The following is an 11,493-nucleotide window of genomic DNA, read 5'->3' as shown; positions in this document are numbered from 1 at the left end:
TGCTGATAAGCCGCGCCGGCGAAGGAAAGCCGTTATGGAATCGTGATGGCCCTAACGTGCGACGGCGTCGGCGACGTATGCGGGCACCTGCATAGATGGCATGGTGGGTTTCAGTCTGAGCACACGCGAGTCCAGCCTTCGACACCAATTCGTGAGCACGGAAAACCATACCGGCACCGATTGCCGCACATCCTCCTTCGGTAATCGATGCCGACCGGCGAAATCGTTTTGGGTCATTCCTTTTCCAGCATGAGCAGTCGCGTGACCTGCTCCGCGGTACGTTCCACATTCGCCGACGCATCCTCAAGCAGATCCTGCAAGGTGGCCGCACCGGGGGCGATGCCGAAGATGGCGTCGATGCCAATGGCATGCAGCTCGTCGATGCCCTCGCCCACATGCCCGGCGATGGCGACGACCGGCTTGCCATAGCGCTTGGCGGTCTCGGCCACCCCGGCGGGGGTCTTGCCGTATCGTGTCTGCGCGTCTATCGATCCCTCCCCGGTGAACACCACATCCGCCCACCGGACCGCATCGGGCAATCCCACGGTCTCGATGACGACATCCACACCATGACGGAACCCGGCATCGAGAAAGCCCCTCAACGCCGCACCGATGCCGCCAGCAGCGCCGGCACCGGGAACATCAGCCACGTCCACGGACAGCCGCCGTTCGACGACCTCTGCGAAGTGACCAAGCGCGCGGTCCAGTAGCGCGACATCGTCGGCGGTCGCGCCCTTCTGCGGACCGAACACGGCACTGGCACCCTGCGGACCAACCAGAGGATTGGTGACGTCGCACGCGGCGATCACCTCGACGTCATACAGCCGCGCATCGAGCCCCGAGACATCGATGTCGGTCAGCCGGGCCAGCGCCGCTCCCCCGGCCGACAGCTCGCGGCCTTCATCATCGAGCAGCCGCACGCCGAGCGCCTGAAGCATGCCGGCGCCCGCGTCGTTGGTCGCGCTGCCGCCGAGTCCGACGATGATCTTGGCCGCGCCGTCATCCAATGCCGCGAGGATGAGTTCGCCGGTGCCATACGACGAGGCGACCAGCGGATTGCGTTCGGACGGCGCAAGCAATGCCAGACCGCTCGCCGCGGCGACCTCCACGACCGCGGTCGCACCGTCGCCGAGCAGGCCGTATTCCGCCGCGATGCCACGGCCCAACGGATCGTGAGCCGCTGTCGTCCGCATCGAACCGCCCGTGGCATCAACCAGCGCACGGGTCGTGCCCTCGCCGCCGTCCGCCATGGGCAGCAGACGGATTTCGGCCCCGGGGTCGGCCCTGCGGATGCCTTCCGCCATGGCCTGCGCCGCCTGAAGTGCGGTAAGACTTTCCTTAAACGAATCGGGAGCGCATACGTATCGGGCGTTTCGGGTCATGGCACCAGCTTATCTATCACATCGCCATATCCCCACCCCGGCAATCCAAAGTTAGCTGATTCACCGCTACCGAGGTCGCAAAAACAATGCAACTCGCGTGCAAAGACCCGGCGAAGGCGGCGGGATGAGACGTCCAGCACCTTTCATCGCACCGACATATCCTCTGGCGCGCGGTACGTCGACGACGAAACGGCGCTTCCCCCGTTCCCGAGTAGCGCATGCGCATAATCATGCATTTCGGGGCGCGTGAGCGCATGACCACGCAGGTAGGCCCAATCGAGCACGAGCATCAGGGTGTTGGCGTAGTGGTCGGCGACCAGTTCGGCGGGCAGCGAATGGCGATCACGGTCCACGCAAGTGCGCATGAGGTCGCGCGAGCGTTCCGTGATGAACGCGCGCATGCTGGCGAACAGCGGTCCGTTCGCCGGATTGTGCTCGAGAATCTCCCCCAGCAGGGCGGCGGGCGCCGAATCGTGCAGCTGCACGCCGTCGGCGCCGCGCGTGCTGGGCCCGGAGGTCGCGAACGTGACGATGGTCTTGTCCGTCCAGTCCTCGCTTTCGAGGAACGTGCGCACCACGCGCGGCGCGGTCTCCCACCACAGCGGGTATCCGACGAACACGACGTCGTAGCCGTTCACGTCGATCGGCGTCCTCAGCTCCGGGCGCATGTCGCGGTCGCGGTGTTCGACGCTGGTGCGGCTGTCGGAGTCACGCCAATCGAGGTCGGCGGCGGTGTACGGTTCGGCGGGTTCGATCTCCTTGAAGTCGCCGATCGCGTGCGCGAGGCGTTCGGCGACCTCACGGGTGGTGCCGGTGGCGGAGAAATACGTGACGAGCATGCGCTTGGACATGATGGGTTCCTTTCCTTCATCCCGATATGGACGGTCTGTCGTTCGATTTCCGTAATACCCACCTCAAGCGCTCGAAGACAAGCACATGCGAGATCGGACCACGACGATCAGCGCCGCCGGCCGGTGAAGGGCATGGGCCTGCGATGGGGCGCGACGGCCGTACCCACAACCGATCCGTCGGGTTCGGACACGTCAGCATCGAGGTGGACGGCAAGCGGGCCGAACGGCAGGCGCACGCGAATGTCGAACGAATGCCGCGTTCCGTCGCGCACACCATCACGGTAGGATGCTACGATTCCCATGATCTTCGCCTTGCCGTGGAACGAGGTTCGGGTCGCGTCATCGTAGGAGACGATCACAGGGATCGCGATTACGCCCACCGGCGAGTTGAGCCGCACATCATAGCGGGCGGTGAGTGACGGGTCGTCGCCGGAATCGGGCGCAAGGCGCGCGGCGGCGGCATCGCGGACGGCCCCGGCGATCCTTGGGGCGGCCTCGTGCGGCGGGACGGGCACGCGCACGGCCACATGCCTATGCGGGAAGAGATCGTGCAGGAGCCGCACATACCACCGTCCGTTCCGCTCCCCCACCGCATCCCCCGTGGGCTCGGAAGCCGCCCGGGCCAATGCCGGGATCCCAGCGAGCTTCGAACTGATGGCGAGCGCATTGCCGGTGAACACCATGCGCTTCTGCTCCTCGGTGAGCTTGTCGGTCCTCTCCAGCGCTCGAGCCTGGCCGAGCACCGCCTCGATGGGCGTGTAGGGGATGTCCGACCCGTACAGCAGGTGGGTGTCCGGCACGTTGCGTAAAAGGTCGGCAAGCTGCTTGGGCTCACTGAATCCGGCAAGGTCGTAGTACACATGGGACATGGCGTCCATATAGTCGACACGACGGTCCGGGTCAGCGAAGCGCAGCATGAACGCGAAGCTTTCGAACCGGTCGGCGAGGATGGAGACGAACGCGCCGGCATGCGGCATCACCCAGCGGATGTTTGGGAACTTGACGAACGTGTCCTCCAGCACCATGTTGGTGAAGGCCCGTGTGGTTTCCACGAAGTATTCGAAAGCAGGAAGGGACAGGCCCTCGCATGCGCCGGGCACGGACACGGGCGGCGCGGTGGGATGGATGATCGCCATTGCGCCGCGGTCGTCCAGTTCGCGCATCACTGGATCGAGTCGGGGGTCACCCAGATACACGCCATGGTGGTTGGTCGTCAGTCCCACGCCGTCGGCCTTGAGCTCGTCGAGCGCACGCCGGGCCTCTTCCGCGGATGCCTCGGCCCACGGCAGGGGCAGTGTGGCGATCAGGCCGAACCGGGTCGGCGCTCCGGCGGCGATCGCCGCCCCCTGATCGTTGATCTTCCGGGCCAGCTGCAGGCAGTCGTACACCTGCGGCAGAAAGATGTTCGGCGAGGAGAGTTCCAGATGTGCGTAGGCGATGCCGAGCAGGTCCATCTTGTCGCGCTGCCAGTCAGGGGTCCAGTAGTCGGGCGTGGGATAGCCGTCCGGGTTTCCGGGATGATGCGCGCGCAGGAATTCCAGATACGCAGGCGGCAAGTAGTGCGACTGGAAGTCGACCTTGCCGCGGAAGCGCAGCGGGGCAGCATCATTCGATTCTACAGGAAGGTTCATGGTTTTCCTTTCTTCCTCCATTTCCGGCTCATTCCACGCTCTTCAACGCGCCGAGCATGTCCACGTCCTTGAGGCGGCGCCAGACCACCCAGCCGAGCATGGCGAGCACCGCGACCACCACGGCGAGCGGCACGGCGAACACGGGCCAGGCGAGGGCCGGGTCGAACATGACCTCGTCCGGCGGCACCTCGGTGATGATGTATCGGTGCAGGCCGGCGCCGAACACGTATCCGGCCAGCACTCCAAACGCGGACAGGACGATCGTTTCGCGGTAGATGTACATGGTCGTCTCCCCGGTGTGGAAGCCGAGCACCTTGATGGTGGACAGTTCGCGAATGCGTTCGGACACGTTGAGGTTGGTGAGGTTGTAAAGAATCACCACCGCGAGCAGCACGGCCACCAGAATGAGCACCTCCATGATCTGGTCGAGCGAGTCGACGATCGTGGCCACCTGGTTCCTCATGGTGATGTTCTGCACCACGCCCTTGACCCCGTCCACGGCCATGAGATCCGCTCCCTGCCTGTTGGCGTTGTCCACGGATGAGTCCTTGAGGCGGACCATGTAGGCGTTGGACTGGTAGTCGGCGTCGAACGCGTGACCGTAGCCGCCGGAGGACATGAACATGAAGTGTCCGATGTACATTTCGGTCACGCCGTCCACACGCACCTTGCGCTCCACGCCGTCGGGATCCGTCACGGAGATGGTGTCCCCGGCCTTGGCGTCGAGCATGTTCGCCATGCGTTCCGAGATGATCGCACCTCGGTCGGTCAGGACCTGCGGGCCGCGCGAGACGCGGTCGCGCAGGGTGATGTAGTCTCCGAAGTTGTAGGCGTCGTCGGTGACGATGAGCGTGATTGTCTGCTTGTCGCCCTGCTTGCCGGCGGTGGTGGTGAGTTCCTCGTAGCGGATCGGTGCGGATTGGTCGATCGTCCCGTTCCCGTCGTCCCCATCCGCCGGGGCAACGGCCTCGGAGACGGCGTCGCGTTGGTCGGCGTTGTTGTCCGATTTCTCCGCCACGATCAGGTCGTAATGGATGATGTCGCCGAACTGGCGCTCGCCGATTTGACCAATCGACGCCTGTACGCCCAGCCCCGCGGTGAGCAGCGACACCGCGCCGGCCACGCCGAAGATGGTCATGAAACCGCGAGACTTGTAACGAAACAGGTTGCGGGCCGTGACCTTACGGGTGAAGCTCAGGCGATCCCACACGGGCGTGATCCGCTCAAGGAAAATCTTCGAGCCCTTGGCGGGCGGTTTGGGCAGGAGCAGCGCGGCGGGCTTCTCCTTAAGCTCGTGGGACGCGGCAATCCATGCGGGAGCCACGGCGCTTGCCCATGCGAGCAGGAACGCAGCGACGGTCACCCCCGGGTGGAATCGCAGTTCGATGCGCGGCATGGTGAATCCGGAATCGTAAGCATGGTAGACGATAAGCGGCAGAATGGTGTGCCCAGCCGCCACGCCCAAGACCGTACCGACCGTGGAGGCGGAGAAGCCGTAGACGAGGAATTTCTTCATGATGTCCGCGTTCCCATATCCCAACGCCTTAAGGGTGCCGGAGTTGGTGCGCTCCTCGTCCACCATGCGACCCATGGTGGTGAACGTGACCAGCGCGGCTACGAAGTACAGGAAGATCGGGAAGATGCGCGCGAGTTTCATGACGATGTCCGCGATGATCTCGTACACGCGGTATCCCTCGGAGGTGAGTCCCTCGCGCCGTCCGTCAATCGAGTACGCAGGCACCTCGAGGGTGTCCACCTTTTCGCTCGCCAGTTTGATCTGATGTTCCGCGTCGGCGATCTTCTTCTCGGCCTCGGGCTTAGCATCGTTGAATTCCTTGAGCTTCTGGTCGTATTCGTCCTCGGCCTTCTCGAGATCACGCTGGCCTTGGATCATCTGTGCGGCACCGTCGGACGCCGATCCGGATGCGGCCGTGGAGACGGCGTGCCCGAGTTCGGTCTGCTTGGATGCAAGCAGTTTTTGGGCTTCTGCGATCGCAGCCGCATTCCTTTGATACTCCTCGGATCCCTGATCAAGCTTGGCGGAACCTTCGTTGAACTGTTCAAGGCCGCTATGGTATTGGTTCAGCATGGCGTTGTACGTGTCCGCGGCTGTGTTCCAGTCGGCGAGCGCCCAATCATATCGCGCCTTGAGGCTTTGGTATGCCTTGCCGGTTATCCCGGTTTTCTCCCATGCAGCAAGCAGACGACCGGTGGCGTCGAGCGCGATCCTGGAAGCGTCGAGCGCCGCGCGGGCTGCGGTAAGCTGCATGCCGGCCTGGTTGAGCTGCAGCCAGGCGAGTTCGAGACTGCCCTGACTCTGATTGAGTTGCTGGGCGGCGGCGGCCAGCTGGGCTTGGGCGGCGGAGAGCGTGGAGTTGGCGGAAGCGATCTGCGCGGTGGCGCCGGCGAGTTCGGCGGCCGCGGAGGATGCCTGGTCGACGGCGTCAAGCTGCCCCTGGGTAATCTGGTCCTTGCCGGATTCGATCTGCGCCTTGGCGTCGTCAAGCTGGGCTTGGGCGTCCGCGAGCTGCTGTTTGGCGTCGTCCACCTGCTCCTGCGCCTTGGCGATCTGCTCGCGGCGTTCGGAACGGATGGAGTCGCGGCGGGCGGAGGGCTGGTTGGCGAGCCGCCGGGAGAGGATGGTTTTGTGGTCCTGCACGCGGTCGCGGTAGGCGTCATCCCAGTAGTTCAGTCCGGCTGTGTCCTCGAAAGTGACGCGGCCGATCATCGCCACGGATGAGTCGAACGTGCCCGTGGTGACCACGGCGTATCCGTCGAGTTCGCCGGATCCTGCGGTGGACTGTCCCATGTTGAGGTTGGAGACGGTATCGCTGGCCTCCACGAAGCCGACCACGGTGAAGCCGGTCCGTCTCAACACGGTGTCGCCGGCGATGTCCGGCAGTTCGGTCACACGGATGGAGCTGCCCACGGCGAACCGATCACGCTCCCCCGAGTCAAGCGCGATCTCCCCGGCCACCTGCGGCAGTCGGCCCTCCACGACCGCATAGGTGGAGACGGTCTCGGGCAGTGAGTGGATGCGCAGGCTGTGATCGCTGTCCGCGATCGTCACATCCTTGAAGTAGCCGAATTCAGCGTCCTTCACGCCGGCGGTTTCGCGGATGATCGCCTCGTCGTCGGCGGTCAGGCCGTAGTCGCTGATCACGGTGACGTCCGCGAGGTTATGCTCGCCGTAGAATGTGCGACCGGTGGACCGCATGTCGGGCGCGGTGGCGAACAGGCCCACGAGGGCGAACGACCCCAGAGTCATAAGGCTCACGATGGAGGCGAACCGCCCCTTGGACTTGGCGAGGGTGGCGCGGATGTCGCGCCACAGCATGCGCTTGCGAGGCTTGCGGGGCCTGCGAGACGTCATGGCGCTTACCATTCCAGGTCCTCGATGTCCATGGGATGCTCGTTGACTTCGATGGATTTAACTCGTGCGTCGTGCATGTGGATCACGCGGTCGGCGATGGGCGCGATGGCGGAGTTGTGAGTGACAATCACCACGGTGGCGCCCTTGACGCGGCTCTGGTCCTGCAGGATGCGCAGCACCTGCTTGCCGGTGTTGTAGTCGAGCGCGCCGGTCGGTTCGTCGCACAGAAGGATCTTGGGGTTCTTGGCCACGGCGCGTGCGATGGCGACGCGCTGCTGCTCACCACCGGAGAGCTGCGCCGGGAAGTTGTCGATGCGGTCCTTCAGCCCCACGTCCACGAGCGCCTGAACCGGGTCCTGCGCATCGCGCACGATTTCGGAGGCGAGTTCGACGTTCTCCTTCGCAGTGAGATTCGAGACAAGGTTGTAGAACTGAAATACGAACCCAATATCGGTGCGGCGATAGTCGGTCAGCTGCCGCGCGGTGTAGTTCGAGATGTCCTTGCCGTCGATGATCACCTGCCCCTCGCTGTTGGTATCCATGCCGCCCAAAATGTTGAGTACGGTCGATTTCCCTGCGCCGGACGAACCGAGGATGATTGCCAGTTCACCCTTCTCGATGCCGAAGCTCACGTCATTGTTGGCGACGATGACGGTGTCTCCCATGTGGTAGCGCTTGTAGCTATGAATCATTTCAATGTAGGCCATCGATACCACCTTCCTTTGAATGAACAACATGTTGATTTACTGCCATGATGATAAAGACGACGAAAAAGGCCTGTCAACGAACGATTCTCGACATTCTGTTCAAATTGAACAGTCTTGTATAATTCGTTCATAATGACATTAAATAAACAACATGTTGATAGAATTAGTTGCAGATTGCTATGATTCAGCAATAGCCGATCACACAGCTCAACTCATACTTGAGGGGAAGTCCATGGCATCCGCAACCGGCAAACGCAACACGAAAACCGAAGCCAAAATCAAGTCCGCATTCACTACATTGGTCAAGTCGAAAGGCTTCGAAGCGATGACCGTCAGCGATATCGCGCGCACCGCAGGCATCAATCGTGGCACGTTCTACATGCATTATGTTGACAAGTTCAACCTACGCCAACAACTCATCAACGACACCATTGACGATTTGACGCACATTCTCGTCGAACGAACTAACCCGAACGAACCAACAATCAGCCAATCCGGCAAATCAGTAGTTGACGTATTTCAATCTCAATCCATCGCCAAAGCATTGCAATATGTGAAAAACGACTACGCATTTTTCGACGCGATATCGCAATCCGGCAACGACATGTCTCTCTACGAGCGTTTCAAGGACGTGCTCAAGCGACTCATCATCACGCAGGCGAAACACCGGGATGCCGAACCACAAACCATCTACAACGGTATTCCGGCCGACTATGCGATGGAAATTCTTGTTTCCGCGGTCGCCTCCATCGTCTGGCTGTGGATTCGACGGGGATGCAAAGAATCCCCTGAGGAAATATGTCTCATCATCGAACGCAACAAAACCACTGCGCCGGCGGACATTCTGTGGTGACCGCACTTGCGCCCATCCATCACATCGCCAGCAACAGTTCCGCCAACGAATCAGACGCGATCCTTTGGCGGGCGCTCGGAGGCGCGCAAGCATGGACGGCCCTGCACCACCTCGACCTGAGCGGGCGGCGGCTCCCGGCCGGTGCGCTGCGCCTCGATCTGCCCATACAGCATACGGAAGGCCCGCTCCCCCATCTCATGGAAATTCTGGGTGTAGCTGGTGAGCGCCGGTTCCCACATGGCGTCGAAGCGCATATCGTCGAACCCGACCACGCTCACGTCATCCGGAATGCGCCGCCCTGCCTCGCGCAGCCCTTTCATCACCGCGATGGCGATCTCGTCGGTGGCGGCGAATATGGCGGTAACGTCCTTGCGCGCGCCAAGCGTCCGCCCGAGCGCGACCGCCGCGCCGAGGTCGCCGAAGGGCACCAGAATCGGCTCCGGAGCCTCGACTCCGCGCTCGGCAAGCGCATCACGCCAGCCGTTCGAGCGTGAGTTATCGCCGGTTTCACGGTCCCACGCGACATGGAAAATCTGCTCATGCCCCAGATCCAGCAGGTGCATCGTCATCCAGCGTCCGCCGTCGCGTTCGGCGTTAATCACCTGATAGTCGCCGTCGCCGAAGCCGCCTCCCACCACGACGGCCGGCACGTCCTTCGGCAGCCGCTTCAGCGCCTCGACACCGGCCCAGCCATACTCGTAGACGATGACGCCCGCCGGCCGCACGGACAGACCCATACGCACGCGCGCCTCGACCGACCCCATGTCCGACTCGTCCAGCGAAACAATGTTGAGCAGAAACCCGCGTTTGCGCGCCGCCGCTTCCACGCCATGGTTCGTGGCGGACGTGGAGAAGTCGTCCGGATTGGCGGCGAACACCACCACCGAGTCCATCTCACGGTTGGACAGTGCGCGTGCCGCCACGCTCGGCTCATAGCCGAGTTCCTTGATGGCCTCGGCGATGCGGCGCCGCTTGTCTTCGGTGACGTTGACCGTGCCGTTGAGATACCGCGAAACCGTCGGAGCGGAAACCCCGGCCAGACGTGCCACGTCCTTAATCACCGGCCGCGTGCGCCCCGCGTTCCTCGCCATGCCATCTCCCCCGTTTCCGTCGTACCGCATCCGCTCGTGTGGTCCGCTTCCACAATAGCGTCCCCGGCATATCCCAGTAATCCGTCTCGCAATTATCTGAATGATAGGCCCGCCGATGAGGGGATCTGTCAGCGACAGCTGACTGGGCATCCGCAGACGCTAACATCAAACCGGTTCGACACAACAATCACAAGAATGGCGGAATATGGCGCGAAACGCCGATGACCATGTGGTAACTTGCTGGCGCGTACAAGACGCGCTATTCTGAAACCGGTTTCAGAAAGAATGAAACCGAAAACAACAACTCAAAGCCACCCGGCTTTGACCAACGAAAGGAATGATTATGTCGTTCAAGGATTCCATGATTCGCGGTCTGGCGATGTACGGTGTGAGCTCCATGGCCCAGGCCGGTATGACCAACGCCAAGGTGATGCGTGACATCATCAACGACGTCGAGAAGAACGCCCGCTGAGCCCAGCCCCTAGCGGGCGCACGGGTCCGTCATCATCCGATGGACTCCCCGACCTATATGGTCATAACAGTAATCGATAATTCAACCATCGGCGGGAAGCCGGTATAACTGAATATCGGACAATGGCGTCCTCTCATTTCTTAGTATTTCTTAGCATTTCTTCGTGTTGAGATACCAGTAGCCCAACGCCACAAACAACGATCCGCCAAGGATGTTGCCCAACGTGGCCGCGGACAAGTTGTACGCGATGGCCCCTATGGTCAACGCACCCGCATCCGCCACGCCAGCACCGAATCCGAGCAGCTTCGCCGCCAGTCCCATAGGCAGGAAGAACATATTGGCCACGCAGTGTTCGAACCCCATCGCGACGAATCCCGCGATGGGCAGCAGGATGCCCAGCACCTTGTCGGACACCGAGCGCGCGGCGAATCCGATGCGCACCGCCAAGCAGACCAGCACATTGCACAGGATGCCACGCGCGAACAGTGTCCACCAGTCGGGCGTGACCTTCGCCACGGCCGTGGACACCGCAAGGTCTCCCACCGAGCCATCGGCAAGGCCCATGGTCCCGGCCGCTGCGACCAGCAGCACCAGCAACAGGGCGCCCGCCAGATTGCCGAACCAGACGATGATCCAGTTGCGCAGCATCTGACGAACCGTGACCTTGCGCGCGGCGAGATCGGAGACCATCAGCGAGTTGCCGGTGAACAGTTCGGCCCCGCAGCACAGCACGAGCACCAGTCCCATGCAGAAGGCGAGCCCGCCGACGAACCGCTTAGGCCCCCATGTCATCGCCGGGTCCGAGGTGACGATCAGGAAGAACAGCGCGCCGAAACCAATGAACGCGCCGGCGAACATAGCGGATACGAAGGCACGACGACCGGTGAGCCGGGTCTTGGCGACGCCGGCGTTTTCAACCGCCTCCTCGGTCTCGACCGGAGTGAGCGCGTTGATGCCGAGCTTCGATGTCGAAGGCGGCATCGAGGCTGCCACCTTCGGAGAAGATCCTTCGCGGTCCCGACGTTGTTCGTTCATGGCTGTAATGCTCCCTCGTCATGGCCGCGTATCGCACGTCACGGCCGCCAGCGTCCGATTCTACGGCAGTACATCGCCGCCTTCAAACGCATGGAATC

General features: G+C 62.4%; 9 protein-coding genes. 2 read left to right on the top strand and 7 right to left on the bottom strand.

Features of this window, described 5'->3' with window-relative positions:
• Positions 1-233: 233 nt before the first annotated feature.
• The 5 genes from BG22_RS00845 to BG22_RS00825 all read right to left on the bottom strand — a co-directional run bounded on the left by BG22_RS00845 (position 234) and on the right by BG22_RS00825 (position 7,944).
• Positions 234-1,382, bottom strand: a complete 1,149-nt coding sequence (locus tag BG22_RS00845) for a glycerate kinase (protein ID WP_140492254.1) — start codon at positions 1,380-1,382, stop codon at positions 234-236.
• Between the two features lie 143 nt (positions 1,383-1,525).
• The gene (locus BG22_RS00840; protein ID WP_140492251.1) at positions 1,526-2,233 is read right to left on the bottom strand and encodes a flavodoxin; all 708 of its coding nucleotides are present in this window, start codon (positions 2,231-2,233) and stop codon (positions 1,526-1,528) included.
• Positions 2,234-2,340: 107 nt separating this feature from the next.
• A complete protein-coding gene (locus BG22_RS00835; RefSeq protein WP_181163319.1) occupies positions 2,341-3,864 on the bottom strand; it encodes an amidohydrolase family protein in 1,524 nt (507 codons plus the stop codon).
• Between the two features lie 28 nt (positions 3,865-3,892).
• Positions 3,893-7,237, bottom strand: coding sequence for an FtsX-like permease family protein (locus BG22_RS11325; protein WP_140492245.1), 3,345 nt, complete (start codon positions 7,235-7,237; stop codon positions 3,893-3,895).
• A gap of 5 nt (positions 7,238-7,242) precedes the next feature.
• On the bottom strand, positions 7,243-7,944 hold the full coding sequence (locus BG22_RS00825; protein ID WP_140492242.1) for an ABC transporter ATP-binding protein: 702 nt from the start codon (positions 7,942-7,944) through the stop codon (positions 7,243-7,245).
• A gap of 232 nt (positions 7,945-8,176) precedes the next feature.
• Between BG22_RS00825 and BG22_RS00820 the strand changes: the two genes are divergently transcribed.
• Positions 8,177-8,797, top strand: a complete 621-nt coding sequence (locus BG22_RS00820; protein WP_140492239.1) for a TetR/AcrR family transcriptional regulator — start codon at positions 8,177-8,179, stop codon at positions 8,795-8,797.
• Between the two features lie 50 nt (positions 8,798-8,847).
• Here the strand turns inward: BG22_RS00820 and BG22_RS00815 are convergent, their stop codons facing one another.
• The gene (locus BG22_RS00815) at positions 8,848-9,888 is read right to left on the bottom strand and encodes a LacI family DNA-binding transcriptional regulator (RefSeq protein WP_140492236.1); all 1,041 of its coding nucleotides are present in this window, start codon (positions 9,886-9,888) and stop codon (positions 8,848-8,850) included.
• 343 nt (positions 9,889-10,231) lie between these two features.
• Here BG22_RS00815 and BG22_RS11025 point away from each other — a divergent pair, with 343 nt between their 5' ends.
• On the top strand, positions 10,232-10,360 hold the full coding sequence (locus BG22_RS11025) for a hypothetical protein (RefSeq protein WP_258186142.1): 129 nt from the start codon (positions 10,232-10,234) through the stop codon (positions 10,358-10,360).
• A gap of 150 nt (positions 10,361-10,510) precedes the next feature.
• Here BG22_RS11025 and BG22_RS00810 read toward each other — a convergent pair whose 3' ends face one another.
• On the bottom strand, positions 10,511-11,395 hold the full coding sequence (locus tag BG22_RS00810) for a formate/nitrite transporter family protein (protein ID WP_219846919.1): 885 nt from the start codon (positions 11,393-11,395) through the stop codon (positions 10,511-10,513).
• Positions 11,396-11,493 lie beyond the last annotated feature (98 nt).

The organism is Bifidobacterium sp. UTBIF-78 (genome assembly GCF_006408945.1).
Taxonomy (GTDB): Bacteria; Actinomycetota; Actinomycetes; order Actinomycetales; family Bifidobacteriaceae; genus Bifidobacterium; species Bifidobacterium myosotis.
The sequence above is the reverse complement of the archived record's forward strand: the minus strand, read 5'-3'. Positions and strand labels throughout refer to the sequence as shown.

Bases quoted from the DNA above. Each gene is read 5' to 3' on its own strand.
- BG22_RS00845 (WP_140492254.1), bottom strand. From the start codon at position 1,382: ATGACCCGAAACGCCCGATACGTATGCGCTCCCGATTCGTTTAAGGAA.
- BG22_RS00840 (WP_140492251.1), bottom strand. From the start codon at position 2,233: ATGTCCAAGCGCATGCTCGTCACGTATTTCTCCGCCACCGGCACCACC.
- BG22_RS00835 (WP_181163319.1), bottom strand. From the start codon at position 3,864: ATGAACCTTCCTGTAGAATCGAATGATGCTGCCCCGCTGCGCTTCCGC.
- BG22_RS11325 (WP_140492245.1), bottom strand. From the start codon at position 7,237: ATGACGTCTCGCAGGCCCCGCAAGCCTCGCAAGCGCATGCTGTGGCGC.
- BG22_RS00825 (WP_140492242.1), bottom strand. From the start codon at position 7,944: ATGGCCTACATTGAAATGATTCATAGCTACAAGCGCTACCACATGGGA.
- BG22_RS00820 (WP_140492239.1), top strand. From the start codon at position 8,177: ATGGCATCCGCAACCGGCAAACGCAACACGAAAACCGAAGCCAAAATC.
- BG22_RS00815 (WP_140492236.1), bottom strand. From the start codon at position 9,888: ATGGCGAGGAACGCGGGGCGCACGCGGCCGGTGATTAAGGACGTGGCA.
- BG22_RS11025 (WP_258186142.1), top strand. From the start codon at position 10,232: ATGTCGTTCAAGGATTCCATGATTCGCGGTCTGGCGATGTACGGTGTG.
- BG22_RS00810 (WP_219846919.1), bottom strand. From the start codon at position 11,395: ATGAACGAACAACGTCGGGACCGCGAAGGATCTTCTCCGAAGGTGGCA.